Genomic DNA, 13,721 nt, shown 5'->3' with positions numbered 1-13,721 from the left:
GGCCGTCTGAAAATTTTCAGACGGCCTTTTGATTACCTGTGTTACACTCAACCTCACAATAAAAAAAGATAAGCCTAAACTTACCTTCAAACGAGAAAACACGCCTCCTGACTTTGCCGCCGTCTCCAAACAAAAGGAGCAAGGATGAAAAACTTTGTCTTTAAATTGGCTATGATCTGCCTATTCAGCGGATGCTATGCCGTATTCGTCGCCTGGGAAAATGGCGGATTCAGCCAGCTCCATGATTTTCAAGCAATAGAGAGCAACGGCATGAGCGCATACCTTCATCAAACCTCCCCCATAGCCATGCAGGCTGAAAAAAACGAGCTGTCGATTTTGCAAAACAACCAAAACAGCTTGGCCTCTTGCGTCGGCATTGAATCCTTATGCGAACAAGCCAAGCCGGGCATCTGGGTTGAACATGCCAAATTCTTACAACACAAAGACACGGGCAAATTATTGGTACTTTCGTTGGACTATTTGGAAAACAATGACACCGCAAAAACCCTACACAACCGCTATACTGCATCGCTCCTACCCCAAGCAGACAGAACGGAGGCGTGGCATTATGCCTGGCGTACATTTCTAAGGTCAGTGACTTTCCTACTGTTCTTCAATTTACTGTCAATGATTTCTGCCCTATTTGAAAAAAAGACAACCGCAGCATAAAAACATGCCGTCTGAAAACATTTTTAGACGGCATGTTTTATTATTAAAGCTTAACGCGGATGGACCATATCGGCAGGGACGACCAGTTCGTCAAACTCTTCGCCTGTCAGCAAGCCCAACTCAACGGCGGTTTCGCGCAGCGATTTGTCGTTTTTATAGGCGGTTTTGGCGACTTTGGCGGCATTTTCATAGCCGATTTTACGGTTTAACGCAGTAACCAGCATCAGGGAATGGTGCAGGAAATAGTCGATTTTTTCCGGCACGGGTTCGATGCCGACGGCGCAGTGTTCATTGAAGCTGTTGCACGCGTCGCCCAAGAGGCGGATGGATTGCAAGAGATTGTAGGCGATAACGGGCATATAGACGTTCAGCTCGAAATTGCCCGACGCGCCCGCCATGCCGATGGTAACGTCGTTGCCGAACACTTGGCAGCACACCATGGTCATCGCTTCGCATTGGGTCGGGTTGACTTTGCCCGGCATGATGGACGAACCCGGCTCGTTTTCGGGAATTTTGATTTCACCCAAACCGCAGCGCGGGCCGCTTGCCAGCCAGCGGATGTCGTTGGCGATTTTGTTCAGGCTTGCCGCCAGTGTTTTCAATGCGCCCGAAGCGGCAACCGCGGCATCGCGTCCGCCCAAGGCTTCAAATTTGTTCAGTGCGCTGACAAACGGCAGGCCGGACAGTTCGGCGAGTTTGGCGGCGGCTTTTTCGGCGTATTCGGGATGGCTGTTCAAACCCGTACCGACCGCCGTGCCGCCTAAAGCGAGTTCGTACAAACCTTTGAGCGCGTCGTTCAGACGACCTAAGCCGTGGTCGAGCTGGGAAACGTAGCCGGAAAACTCTTGTCCCAAAGTCAGCGGCGTCGCGTCCTGCAAATGGGTGCGGCCGATTTTGACGATGGGTGCGAAGGCTTGGGCTTTTTTGTCCAATGTGTTGCGCAGGGCTTTTACCGCCGGAATAAGGTGGCGGTTGATTTCAATCGCGGCGGCGACGTGGATGGCGGTTGGGAACGCGTCGTTGGTCGATTGCGCGTGGTTCACATGGTCGTTGGGATGGACGGGCTGGTACGCCGCCAAACCCGTACCGGCGATTTCGTTGGCGCGATTTGCCAGCACTTCGTTCATGTTCATATTGGACTGCGTGCCGGAACCGGTCTGCCATACTACTAAGGGAAACTGCCCGTCGAGCTTGCCGCTCAACACGTCGTCCGCCGCCTGCGTAATCAAATCCGCCTGCTCAGGCTTAATCCTACCGAGGGAAACATTGGTCGCGGCAGCGGCTTTTTTCACCAGCGCCAAAGCGTAAATCAACGGCTGCGGCAGGGTTTCGCCGCCGATTTTGAAATTGTTGCGGCTGCGCTGGGTCTGCGCGCCCCAATAGGCTTCGGACGGGACTTCGACATTGCCCATGGTGTCGTGTTCGGTACGGGTACTCATGCGTTTCTCCTATATTTAAATAGAAATAATAATGATTCGTAAAATTATTATAACCAGCAATAGGCCGTCTGAAAAGAGAGATATTTTTTCAGACGGCCTATCTGCTTTATAAACGGAAAACACAAACGCAAGATGGAATCCAAATACAAACCTCGCTAACACTCCTCTCTTCTAAAAGTTTTTAGCCCGTATCGGCTTGTGTTCAAGGCTAAAGCTTTCCTTGTCGACAATAAAGTTTTGTCGGCTTCAGACACTTTATCGTTTCTTTACTTTGCTTCTCTCTAAGAGCATAATAAATAAAAATGATTATCGGAATATAAATCATGAAACAAAACCATTTGATTTGCTTGTTAATGAGTAGTTTTGCCGCCGCAAACGGCTTTGCCGAAACCTTGGCAGACCCTGATGAAATCCAGCCTGTCAAAACCTTCTCCCCTCCCAAACCGATTGCACCAACCGCGGCTCAGGGCTACTTCCCCGAAAACCAATTCGACCGCACCGACCGTAGCAATCATTACTTTGTTACCGAAAACATAGACCAAGCCTTCCGCCCGTTGAAGGCAAACAGCGGTTTTTACGGCAAAAGCTTTTACAACTCCGTTACCGCGCAAGCACGCGGGGCGAAGGTATACGGCGTAGCCAACCTCAATCACACCAAGGCAAACGGCTACAAAGACGGCGGCGGGCGCGATACCGATTGGAAATACAGCCGCTTCAATCAGGCTTTGGTGCTCGGTTTCGTGCCGTCTGAAAATCAGGAATACCGCCTCACTTATCTGCACGACGACATCAACAACGACCGCCAGCCGCAGTTCGTCAACGACGCATTGGACACCGAACGCCACATCGCCAAACTCAACGCGCGTTGGGGCAATGCCGATTTGAGCAATACGGTCAGCGCGGAAGCAGGCGTCATCAAACTCAAACGCCATGCCGACAATTACTCCCTGCGCCCAAACAACACGCCGCAGTTTTTCGTAGAACTTGACCGCAAGGTGTATGATTTCTCGCTCAAACACGACGCGGATTTCGGCAAGTTCCACAACACGGCCGCCATCGGCTACCGCAACGACAGCCAAAACGGCGAGCGCAACGCCCACACTCCCATGCGCGACTTCCTCAACGGCTACCGTTTCGCCGATGTACACCTCGACCGCTGGCGCATTGCCGATACCCTGTCTTACAAGTTTGACGACCGACACAAACTGGGCTTGGGTTTGAGCTACGAGCTCAACGAAGCGGACGTTCACAAAAATACGGCGCAACCCGCCCATCCGATGAACCGCAATCTCGCCTTTGCCTCGGCACAACAAATCTGGAAAACCCATTACGGCTACGACTTCAACGGCAAAGTGCGCCGTCATGCTTTGTCGGGCGAACTCAAATACGATTTCACGCCGTCTGAAACGCAAAAATACAGCGTTTCCCTCGCGCATTTGGAACGCATCGGCGACAACACCGAACGCTTCAACTCGCTTGCCGCCATCGTGCAAAACCGCATAAACGGCGCGTTGATGAACCAAAATCCAGCCGCCGCCATCGCAGGCAATCCGCTGCTGAAAACCGAAAAACACAACCGCATCAAGCTCACCGCCGACAGCCGCAACGACTACTACAACGGCTACATGAACTCGTTGGCAGGTGCGGGCTGGAACGTGGGCGGCACGCTTGTGGCGGACAAAGTCAAAGACCTGATTATTTTTGACCGCGCACGCGGACAAAGCGGCACAGCTTCCAAAGGCGGCGGCATCATCACACGCAACGTGGACGCACGCCTGTTCACCGCGCAGGCCTATGCGCGTTACAACTTCAATCCGCATTGGGCGGCAGGCATCAAAGCCGCCTACAACTACGGACACAACGAAACCGACGGCAGGCCGCTCTATCAAATCCGTCCGTTTGAAGCCGCCGTCCAAGCCGACTACAAAAACTACTTTGCCCACGGCAGCTACAACATCGGCGCGGCGGCACGCTTTGTCGCCAAACAAACGCGCGGCGATTTTGACGCGGCAAGCGGTCTGGGCATAGACAAACGCGAAGCCGCCAAAGGCTTTACCGTTGCCGACGTGTACGCAGGCGTAAACATCAAAGACAAATACGGCTTGCGTTTGGGCGTGAACAACGTGTTCAACAAAAAATACGCCGAACACATCAGCGGCGACCATGTCCTCGCCCTGTCCCCCGGCGTGGTGTATGCACCGGGCAGGACGTATTGGCTGAGTTTGTACGCGGCGTTTTGAGTATCAGGCCGTCTGAAAAATGCCTATACTGGCTTATTAAGAATTAGGAGATAAAAAAATGGATATGAAAAGACGTGATTTCTTAAAAATGACCGCCGCGCTGGCAGCCGCAGGCGTTTCGCCTTCGCTGTTGGCGGCGGGGAAAGAGCAGTTTACCGTGTACGGTGCACCGGCAATGCCCAGCGTAACCATTGCCGTAGCGGCGTTGCAAGGCAAGCTGGCGAAGCAGGCGGATGTGTCGCTGAAAATTTGGCGTTCGCCCGACCAGCTTCGCGCGGGCGTGGCGAGCGGGCAATTTAAAGTGATGATGAGTCCGAGCAATGTCGGCGTGAACCTGCGCAACCAAGGGCAGAAAGTCGGCATGGTGAATATTTTGACCAACGGCATCACGCAGCTGATGTGCAAAGGCAGCACGATTGCCTCGCCGCAGGATTTGGTCGGCAAAAAAATCCTCGTGCCGTTTAAAAACGATATGCCCGACATCGTGCTGCAAGCCTTGTTGAAAAAACTGAAAATCGACGCGCACAAAGTCGGCATCACTTACACCGCCACGCCGCCCGAAGCAATCGGACTGTTTTTAAGCAAAGACTACCACGCCGCCATCCTGCCCGAACCGATGGCGAGCGCGGGTATGCTCAAAGGCAAAACCATGGGCGTAAATGTCGTGCGCGGCTTTGACTTAGTGAAAGCATGGGGGCAGGCGTTTGACACCAAACCGCTGATTCCGATGGCGGGCATCATCGCCAACGAAGAATATTTCCACGCGCACAAGGCGCAGTTCGACATCTTCCATCAGGATTTGAAAAACGCGCTCAACTGGATACTTGCCAACCGCCAAAGCGCCGCGAAAATCGGCAAAAACTACCTACCCGCCCCCGAACCCGCCCTAGTCATGGGCTTGGACGGCGCACGACTGACGGTAACCAAAGGCAGCGAAGTGAAGAACGAGATTTTGAAGTTTTACGAAATCCTGATGCAGTTCAACCCGAAACTCTTGGGAGGCAAGCTGCCGGATAATGGGTTCTTCTTGGCTTAAAGGGAGGATAGAGGCCGTCTGAAAATAGTGGAGTAGCCATGAAATCTGACTTGTCATTTTCAGACGGCCTATAAGGACATTACCAGCAGCGTAGGTCGGATTCTTGAATCCGACATTTCGGCTAAATGGAGGCTGTCGGATACAAGTATCCGACCTACTCTTTTCAGACGGCCTATCAGATAATAGTTCGAACAGTACACAAAGAGCCGTCATTCCCGCGCAGGCGGGAATCCAGTCTCTGATATTGCAGGAATGTTTTAAAATTGCAGCAACATCAAACCTCTGGATTCCCGCCTGCGCGGGAATGACGGCGGATGGTAACCATGGGGTAGATTGTCAAACCCAACAAAACCGTCAGATTGCTTGAAATGTTGGTTCATGAGCTAATCTACCGGTTAATTAGAAATATTTTATAGGTGATTTTATGAAGATAAAAATGCAAAGAACTTTTTACCCTGTAGGGCAAGGGGGATTTTATAGCGAATCATTTAAGACAGAAAATAATAACTTTAATGTTGTATATGATTGCGGTTCATTATCAAGAGGTGTTGATAAAGTAATTTCAAATAGTTTTGATAAAAATGAAGATATAGACATTTTATTTATTTCTCACTTTGATAGTGATCATGTCAATAAAATTAATATCTTAAAAAATAGTGTGGGTAAAATTAAAACAGTAATCATGCCTTTACTTTTTGAGGAAGATAAGGATTTTTTACTTTTTGTTTATAAAGGGTTAGGTATTGGATATAAAAATTCTTTAGATATTCTAAATAATCCAAAAGAATTTTTTGGAAGTGAAACGAAAATTATTTGGGTTAGGGAGGTTGTTGAAAGTAGGGATGAAGAGTCGAATCAGGAAATAAGGGATGTAGCTGAAATTGAAGATGGAGCTGAAATAGAGAGTGGGGAAAATATTAGCTTTTCTCTTAGGGGGCAGAAATTTTGGATTTATAAACCATACAACTATAAAAATAAAATAAGATGTAAGGAATTAATAAAGAAATTTAGAGAAAATAATATCTCAATTAGGGATTTGAAAGATGTTGGTTATGTAGCTAATCACACAAAAGAAATTAGAAAATGTTATAAAGAAGTAGACGGGGATATTAATCAGAACTCCCTAGTTCTTTATTCCAATTTCATTGAATATAAATATAGCACAGCATATATAGATTATATTTACATAAGAAAAGATTTGGAATTTTATTCATTTGGGCGTGATTATTTTGATTTTTTTTATACTCAGTTTAATATTGGATGTATTTATACTGGAGATGTTCATTTAAAAACAATCGTTAATGACTTTAAAAATAAGATAAAAGGATGTAAACATTATTTGCCAGTTAATACAATACAAGTTCCACATCATGGTAGCAAAAATGGATTTGATATTGACTTCTTCAACGACTTTAGTGAAGGACGGCTTGGAATAATCTCTCCAATATCATTTGGTTTATCGAATCCCTATGGGCATCCATCAAGTATGGTTATTAAACAGTTAACCTTGGAGCACCATTTACCTGTTTATGTTACGAATGATAAGAGAGATTTGTTTACTCAAGTTTTTAAATTTTTGGTTTAACCGTAGGCTGGCTTAGCAGCAGTCGTAACCCGACGAAACCCCGAAATCCCAACCCAAGGTCGTCTGAAAAACACTATTTGGGAAAACCAAACCGTTTTGTTGGGTTACGATGTTCCATCTAACCCAATTACCATTTTTCAGACGACCTACCGTCCCCAAACCATTCCCATCAACCAACACTCAAACCATGATTAAAACTGACAAAATCCGCAAACCGCAGCCTGCGGTGTTTTACATCATCGACTACCTTTGGAGCGGCTTTGCCGGTCTGAGCGTGGCGATGGTGGTGGTGGCGTTGTGGGCGTGGGGCAGCGCCGTGTTCGGCGAGTTTATGTTGCCTGCGCCGGTGGGGGTGTTTCAAAAGTCATTGGATTTATTGAAACATTTTCAGGAAAACGAAATCGGGATTTCGCTGTGGCGGTCGGTGGTGGGGATTTCGGTTGCGCTGGTGGCGGGATTGGCGGCAGGGCTGGTGGCGGGCAGTTTTAAGACGGCGATGGCGTTGCTTAAGCCTGTGATTACGGTTTTGTTGGCGATGCCGCCGATTATTTGGGTGGTGATGGCTCTGTTTTGGTTCGGTTTCGGCAATCCGAGCGTGTTGTTTACCATCATTGTATTGGTTGCGCCGCTGACGTTTGCGAGTGCGGCGGTCGGGATGGCGAGTGTGAACAAGCAACATGAGGAGTTGTTTGACGCTTATAAATTAGGCCGTCTGAAAAAAATCCGTTATCTGTATATCCCGCATCTGACGGGCTATGTGATTTCCAGCATCAGCGTGGCAGTGGCGATGGGGGTGAAGGTGGTGATTATGGCGGAACTCTTGGGCGCGAGCGAAGGCGTGGGTGCGCGGATTGCGGACGCGAGGGCGATGCTGGAGACTTCGACGGTGATGGCTTATGTGGTTCTGGTTATCGTGTTTGTGTCGCTGTTTGAATACCTGATCACCAAGCCTTTGGAAATTTTGTTTATGCCGTGGAGGAGATGATGCTCTGTCTTGAAAACGTGCGTTTTGAAATTCTCCGCGATCCCATTGTGCGCGATTTCAGTTTGAACCTGCAACACGGCGAAGTGAAAGCCTTGTTCGGACCGAGCGGCTGCGGTAAGACGACGGTTTTGCGGTTGATTGCGGGCTTGGAAACGCCAAAATCGGGTACAATACGCAATACTTTCCGTAAAACGGGTTTTCTGTTTCAGGAAAACCGCCTGCCGGAAAACCTGACCGCGATGCAGAATATCGCGATTTTTATGGACAAATCCGATGAAGGCGAAATCGTCGCGCTGGCGGCGAAAGTCGGGCTGACTGCGGGCGATTTGAACAAATATCCAACCGAATTGTCCGGCGGCATGGCGAAACGGGTGGCGTTTTTGCGCCTGCTGCTGTGCGGCTGCGACCTTGCCTTGCTGGACGAGCCGTTTGTCGGTTTGGACCGCGATTTGCGCGATATTTTGGCCGCCATGCTGGTGGAAAAAATCGAGCAGCAGGGCATGGCGTGTATGCTGGTAACGCACGACCGCTTCGAAGCCGCGCGCCTGAGCCATGAAATCATGCTGCTTTCCACTAAGGGCATGAACGTACAAAACGTGATGACCCTGCCCACGCCGCTGTCCGAACGCGATTCGGCTTTTGAGGAGGCTGTGGTGGCAAGGGAGTTTCAGGGGATTCATTATTATGAGTGATGAGGGGATTTGATTATCTGACGAACCTTGCGGTTCGTTGCCCTCTCACTAACCCTCTCCCACGGGGAAAGGGGATCAGGTTTCTCAAAATCAGAGAGCCGTAGAATTGGGAATCAGATGTCAGGTAAACCTGAAAATGTTCAGGCTCGACAGCCCAATTCCCTCTCCCCGTGGGAGATGGCTAGGGAGAGGGTAAGCAAGCCGCAGGCTTGCCTCTTTAGCGAAAGATACGAATCTGTTATCCGAACGCGATTCGGTTTTTGAAAAAGCCGTGGTGCCGAGGGGGCAGGGGATTCATTATGAGGTGCTTTATGTTTTCGACTGTGATTACTGCTGCTGTTTTATATATTGCTACAGCAGTAGATTTGTTGGTAATACTATTAATATTTTTTGCTAGAGCAAATACTAGAAAAGAATATCGAGATATTTATATCGGACAATATTTAGGTTCTGTAATTTTAATATTAGTTAGTTTATTTCTAGCTTTTGTTTTGCATTATGTTCCGGAAAAATGGGTGTTGGGTTTATTAGGTTTAATACCGATTTACTTAGGTATTAAAGTTGCTATTTACGACGATTGTGAGGGCGAAAAAAGAGCTAAAAAAGAATTGGATGAAAAAGGGTTGTCAAAATTAGTCGGTATTGTTGCTTTGGTTACAGTTGCTAGTTGTGGTGCAGATAATATTGGACTTTTTGTTCCTTACTTTGTGACTTTAGATCTTATCGACTTATTAGTTACTCTTCTTGTATTTTTAATATTGATTTTTGTTTTAGTATATACAGCACAAAGATTGGCTAATATTTCAGGTGTTGGTGAAATTGTAGAGAAGTTTAGTCGTTGGATAATGGCTGCTATTTATATTGGTTTAGGGTTATTTATTATTATTGAAAATAATACAATTCGAACAATAATATCAATAATATGAATGATACAGGCATTTGAGTATCTGACGAACCTTGTGGTTCGTTGCCCTCTCCCTAACCCTCTCCCGCGGGAGAGGGATAAGGTTGCTGAAAATCAGAGAGCCGTAGAATTGGGAATCAGATGGCAGGTAAACCTGAAAATGCTCGGGTTCGACAGCCCGATTCCCTCTCCCAGTGGGAGAGGGCTAGGGAGAGGGTAAGCAAGCCGCAGGCTTGCCTCTTTGGCAAAAGATACGGCTCTGTCCGCCCAATAAATTTATATCCGAAAGTATCTTCATGCAGAATCAAGCCAAGCCATGAATAAATTTTTCACCCACCCCATGCGGCCGTTTTTCGTCGGCGCGGCGGTGCTTGCCATACTCGGCGCGTTGGTGTTTTTCATCAGCCCCGGCGCCATCGTCCTGCACCGCCAAATCTTCTTGGAACTCATGCTGCCTGCGGCATACGGCGGTTTTCTGACTGCCGCCATGCTCGAATGGACGGGCTATAAAGGTCGTCTGAAACCCGTTGCCACCGTCTTGGCGGCGCTGTTGCTCGCTGCATCCGTCCTGCTGCCGTTTGCGCCGCAAACCGCTTCGTTTTTCGTTGCCGCCTATTGGCTGGTGTTGCTGCTGTTCTGCGCTTGGCTGATTTGGCTCGACCGCAATACTGACAACTTCGCCCTGCTGATGCTGCTTGCCGCGTTCACCGTTTTTCAGACAGCCTATGCCGTTAGCGGCGATTTGAACCTGTTGCGCGCGCAAGTGCATCTGAACATGGCGGCGGTCATGTTCGTATCCGTCCACGTCAGCGTCCTTTTGGGCGCGGAAGCCCTCAAAGAATGCCGTCTGAAAGACCCCGTATTCATCCCCAACGTCGTCTATAAAAACATCGCCATCACCTTCCTGCTGCTGCACGCCGCCGCCGAACTTTGGCTGCCTGCGCAAACCGCCGGCTTTACCGCGCTTGCCGTCGGCTTCATCCTGCTCGCCAAACTGCGTGAGCTTCACCATCACGAACTCCTGCGTAAACACTACGTCCGCACCTATTACCTGCTCCAACTCTTTGCCGCCGCAGGTTATTTGTGGGCAGGCGCGGCGAAACTGCAAAACCTGCCCGCCTCCGCGCCCCTGCACCTGATTACCCTCGGCGGCATGATGGGTGGCGTGATGATGGTGTGGCTGACTGCCGGACTGTGGCACAGCGGCTTTACCAAACTCGATTATCCCAAACTCTGCCGCATTGCCGTCCCCCTGCTCTTTATAGCTGCCGTCTCGCGTGCTTTCTTGATGAACGTGAACCCGATATTTTTCATTACCGTTCCTGCGCTTCTGACTATCGCCGTGTTCGTACTGTATCTTTTCACATTTGTACCGATATTTCGGGAAAATGCGTTTACGGATGATCCGGAATAAAACAAAAGGCCGTCTGAAACTTTCAGACGGCCTTGGCTTTAAATAAACGCTTTATTTGTTGGCATTCAAATAAAGATTAATCAGGCGTGTAGTCGAGCTGTCGTGTTTTTGTACTTCGGTCTCGCCGGTCAATTCGGCAAGAATGGTTTTAGCCAGTTGTTTGCCGAGCTCTACGCCCCATTGGTCAAAGCTGTTGATGCCCCAAATAATGCCTTGGACGAAAGTTTTGTGTTCGTACATGGCAATCAGGCTGCCCATATTACGCGGGTTGATTTTGTCCATGAGGATGAGGTTGGTCGGACGGTTGCCGGAGAAAGTTTTGTGCGGAACCAGCTCTTCGATACGCGCTTCGTCCATGCCTTGAGCTTGAAGCTCGGCGCGCACTTCATCCGGCGTTTTGCCGCGCATAAAGGCTTCGGCTTGGGCAAAAACGTTCGCCAGCAGGATTTCGTGGTGGCCGCGCAGGTTGCTGCGTTTTTCAAGGGAGGCAATCAGGTCAATCGGCGTGATGTGCGTACCTTGGTGCAGCAGTTGGAAGAACGCGTGCTGGCCGTTGATACCGGTTTCGCCCCAAATAATCGGCGAAGTTTCGTAACCGACAGCTTTGCCGTCAAGGGTAACTTGTTTGCCGTTGCTCTCCATATCGAGTTGCTGGATGAATTTGGGCAGGCGGTGCAGATGCTGGTCGTAAGGCGCGATAACGTGGCTGCCGCCGCCGTAGTAGTTGATGTACCAAACGCCGATAAGGGCAAGGATAACCGGCAGGTTGCGCTCCAGCGGCGTGTTGATGAAGTGTTGGTCCATCAAGTGCGCGCCGTTAAGCATTTCGATGAAGTTTTCTTCGCCCAAGTAGAGCATGATGGGCAGGCCGATTGCCGACCAGAGGCTGTATCGTCCGCCGACCCAGTCCCAGAATTCAAACATATTGGCGGTATCGATACCGAATTCGGCGACGGCTTTTTGGTTGGTCGATACGGCAACGAAATGTTTGGCTACGGCACTTTCATCGCCTGCATGATCCAAGAACCATTTACGCGCGGTCAGGGCGTTGGTCAGGGTTTCTTGGGTGGTAAAGGTTTTGGAAGCAATGATGAACAGCGTGGTTTCAGGGTGGACTTTAGACAATACGTCGCGCAGTTGGGAGCCGTCCACGTTGGAGACGAAGTGCATATTCAGGCGCGGATGACCGAAAGGCTTGAGCGCGGTACACATCATCAGAGGGCCGAGGTCGGAGCCACCGATACCGATGTTGACGACGTCGGTAATCACTTGATTGGTATAGCCTAACCAGCTGCCGCTGCGGACTTCATGCGCGAACTCGCCCATGCGTTGCAGGACATGGTTGACCTTAGGCATGACATCCTCGCCATCCACGACAATGGGGGCATTGGTGCGGTTGCGCAGGGCAACGTGGAGTACGGCGCGGTTTTCTGTCGTATTGATTTTTTCGCCGCGGAACATTTGCTGCATCCGTTCAGGCACGCCTGCTTCACGCGCCAACTCGAACAAAAGCGACATGGTTTCGTCGTTGATACGGTTTTTAGAATAATCCAAAGTCAGGCCGCCAACCTGCAGCCAGTAGCGCTCGGCACGTTCGGGATCTTGCTCGAACATTTCACGCATATGTTGTTCTTTGGTTTCATCAAAATGTATCCATAATTTTGACCAAGCTGGTAAATCGTAAAGCTGTTTCATCGGATGCTCTCCTGGATAATGGACAGTTTTGTTGAGAAAACGGCCGTGAGGTCGTCTGAAACGGGAACGGGGTGGTTTCCGTTTTTTGAGGTTTCAGACAGCCTTGATGTGGGTTAAGGCCGTCTGAATATATCAGTGAAGAATCAATCTTTATCGTATTCGATGTGTTTGTTATATATGCTTTTTTTACTTTTTTGCAGTTGAATGCTGGCCGTGTCGCCCAAGCGTAAAGCCAAGCCGATGGCAAGAATGTCGATAACGGCCAGCTGCAGAAGACGGGACACCATAGGCGTATAAAGCTCGGCATTTTCCTGAGTGGCAATGCTCAATACGCAGTCGGCCATTTGGGCCAACGGCGAATCATTGCGGGTCAGCGCGATAACGGCTGCGCCGTTTTCTTTAGCGATACTGGCCGCATCCAACAATTCGATAGATGAGCCGGTATTGGAAATCGCCACCAATACATCCTGCTCGGTCAATACGGAAGCCGCCATCAACTGGGTATGCGTATCGACATAGGCGACGGTGGACATACCGAAGCGGAAGAATTTGTGTTGCGCGTCTTGGGCAACGATGCCGGAATTGCCGACACCATAAAACTCAACGCGTCGTGCGTGCATCAGAATGGCAATCGCGTTTTCCAGCTCGGATTCTTTCAGGAAGCGGCGCTCACCCAAAAGGGAGGCTGCGGCATTGCCCAAGACTTTTTCAACCACGCTGCTCATGTTGTCATCGGCGTTCAATTCTTCATGAACGTATGGCATACCTTCATGACCGATGCTGGCAGACAAAGCGAGTTTGAACTCAGGCAAGCCTTTGTAACCCAAGCTACGGCAGAAACGGATTACAGTCGGCTGACTGACGGAGGCACGCTCGGCGATTTCGGCCACTGCGGCATGAACGAACCATTTCGGCTCGGCCAACGCAGATTCGGCAACTTTGCGTTCTGCGCCGGAGAGATTGGACAATGATTCGCTGATTTTGCTTAACATATACTCTACCCTTTGATTCTTTGACGTTCAGGACAAGGTACATTTTCGTACCCTGCCCTGCACCGCCGTT

The 13,721-nt window shown here is 49.6% G+C and carries 11 protein-coding genes; 8 read left to right on the top strand and 3 right to left on the bottom strand.

Features of this window, described 5'->3' with window-relative positions; genetic code table 11:
• The first annotated feature begins 144 nt into the window (after positions 1 to 144).
• On the top strand, positions 145 to 669 hold the full coding sequence (locus tag HMPREF3052_RS05455; protein ID WP_049329837.1) for a hypothetical protein: 525 nt from the start codon (positions 145 to 147) through the stop codon (positions 667 to 669).
• Positions 670 to 719: 50 nt separating this feature from the next.
• On the opposite strand, the gene fumC is transcribed toward HMPREF3052_RS05455, so the two are convergent.
• A complete protein-coding gene (gene fumC / locus HMPREF3052_RS05450; protein WP_070749025.1) occupies positions 720 to 2,108 on the bottom strand; it encodes a class II fumarate hydratase in 1,389 nt (462 codons plus the stop codon).
• Positions 2,109 to 2,431: 323 nt separating this feature from the next.
• Here fumC and HMPREF3052_RS05445 point away from each other — a divergent pair, with 323 nt between their 5' ends.
• The 7 genes from HMPREF3052_RS05445 to HMPREF3052_RS05415 all read left to right on the top strand — a co-directional run bounded on the left by HMPREF3052_RS05445 (position 2,432) and on the right by HMPREF3052_RS05415 (position 10,964).
• Positions 2,432 to 4,348 (top strand): TonB-dependent receptor, encoded by a 1,917-nt coding sequence (locus HMPREF3052_RS05445; protein ID WP_070749023.1) that lies wholly within the window; start codon positions 2,432 to 2,434, stop codon positions 4,346 to 4,348.
• A 58-nt stretch (positions 4,349 to 4,406) separates the two neighbouring features.
• Positions 4,407 to 5,384 carry an ABC transporter substrate-binding protein gene (locus tag HMPREF3052_RS05440; RefSeq protein WP_070749021.1) on the top strand — a complete coding sequence of 326 codons (978 nt, stop codon included), beginning with the start codon at positions 4,407 to 4,409 and terminating at the stop codon, positions 5,382 to 5,384.
• A gap of 424 nt (positions 5,385 to 5,808) precedes the next feature.
• The gene (locus tag HMPREF3052_RS05435) at positions 5,809 to 6,969 is read left to right on the top strand and encodes a ComEC/Rec2 family competence protein (protein WP_070749019.1); all 1,161 of its coding nucleotides are present in this window, start codon (positions 5,809 to 5,811) and stop codon (positions 6,967 to 6,969) included.
• 187 nt (positions 6,970 to 7,156) lie between these two features.
• Positions 7,157 to 7,954, top strand: a complete 798-nt coding sequence (locus HMPREF3052_RS05430) for an ABC transporter permease (RefSeq protein WP_070749017.1) — start codon at positions 7,157 to 7,159, stop codon at positions 7,952 to 7,954.
• Positions 7,954 to 8,646 (top strand): ATP-binding cassette domain-containing protein, encoded by a 693-nt coding sequence (locus HMPREF3052_RS05425; protein WP_210399507.1) that lies wholly within the window; start codon positions 7,954 to 7,956, stop codon positions 8,644 to 8,646. The genes HMPREF3052_RS05430 and HMPREF3052_RS05425 overlap by 1 nt, the downstream gene beginning before the upstream one ends.
• Positions 8,647 to 8,957: 311 nt before the next feature.
• Complete coding sequence (locus HMPREF3052_RS05420; RefSeq protein WP_070749090.1) at positions 8,958 to 9,572, top strand: CadD family cadmium resistance transporter; 615 nt, start codon at positions 8,958 to 8,960, stop codon at positions 9,570 to 9,572.
• A 294-nt stretch (positions 9,573 to 9,866) separates the two neighbouring features.
• Positions 9,867 to 10,964 (top strand): NnrS family protein, encoded by a 1,098-nt coding sequence (locus tag HMPREF3052_RS05415; RefSeq protein ID WP_070749014.1) that lies wholly within the window; start codon positions 9,867 to 9,869, stop codon positions 10,962 to 10,964.
• A gap of 51 nt (positions 10,965 to 11,015) precedes the next feature.
• Here HMPREF3052_RS05415 and pgi read toward each other — a convergent pair whose 3' ends face one another.
• Together pgi and hexR are read right to left on the bottom strand one after the other, a co-directional pair.
• Positions 11,016 to 12,659 (bottom strand): glucose-6-phosphate isomerase, encoded by a 1,644-nt coding sequence (pgi, locus tag HMPREF3052_RS05410; protein WP_070749011.1) that lies wholly within the window; start codon positions 12,657 to 12,659, stop codon positions 11,016 to 11,018.
• 143 nt (positions 12,660 to 12,802) lie between these two features.
• On the bottom strand, positions 12,803 to 13,651 hold the full coding sequence (gene hexR, locus HMPREF3052_RS05405) for a DNA-binding transcriptional regulator HexR (protein ID WP_070749009.1): 849 nt from the start codon (positions 13,649 to 13,651) through the stop codon (positions 12,803 to 12,805).
• Positions 13,652 to 13,721: the final 70 nt, after the last annotated feature.

Origin of the sequence: Neisseria sp. HMSC056A03, assembly GCF_001815685.1 — a bacterium.
Classification (GTDB): Bacteria; Pseudomonadota; Gammaproteobacteria; order Burkholderiales; family Neisseriaceae; genus Neisseria; species Neisseria subflava.
This window is presented reverse-complemented; position numbering and strand designations above follow the sequence as displayed.

Bases quoted from the DNA above. Each gene is read 5' to 3' on its own strand.
- HMPREF3052_RS05455 (WP_049329837.1), top strand. From the start codon at position 145: ATGAAAAACTTTGTCTTTAAATTGGCTATGATCTGCCTATTCAGCGGA.
- fumC (WP_070749025.1), bottom strand. From the start codon at position 2,108: ATGAGTACCCGTACCGAACACGACACCATGGGCAATGTCGAAGTCCCG.
- HMPREF3052_RS05445 (WP_070749023.1), top strand. From the start codon at position 2,432: ATGAAACAAAACCATTTGATTTGCTTGTTAATGAGTAGTTTTGCCGCC.
- HMPREF3052_RS05440 (WP_070749021.1), top strand. From the start codon at position 4,407: ATGGATATGAAAAGACGTGATTTCTTAAAAATGACCGCCGCGCTGGCA.
- HMPREF3052_RS05435 (WP_070749019.1), top strand. From the start codon at position 5,809: ATGAAGATAAAAATGCAAAGAACTTTTTACCCTGTAGGGCAAGGGGGA.
- HMPREF3052_RS05430 (WP_070749017.1), top strand. From the start codon at position 7,157: ATGATTAAAACTGACAAAATCCGCAAACCGCAGCCTGCGGTGTTTTAC.
- HMPREF3052_RS05425 (WP_210399507.1), top strand. From the start codon at position 7,954: ATGCTCTGTCTTGAAAACGTGCGTTTTGAAATTCTCCGCGATCCCATT.
- HMPREF3052_RS05420 (WP_070749090.1), top strand. From the start codon at position 8,958: ATGTTTTCGACTGTGATTACTGCTGCTGTTTTATATATTGCTACAGCA.
- HMPREF3052_RS05415 (WP_070749014.1), top strand. From the start codon at position 9,867: ATGAATAAATTTTTCACCCACCCCATGCGGCCGTTTTTCGTCGGCGCG.
- pgi (WP_070749011.1), bottom strand. From the start codon at position 12,659: ATGAAACAGCTTTACGATTTACCAGCTTGGTCAAAATTATGGATACAT.
- hexR (WP_070749009.1), bottom strand. From the start codon at position 13,651: ATGTTAAGCAAAATCAGCGAATCATTGTCCAATCTCTCCGGCGCAGAA.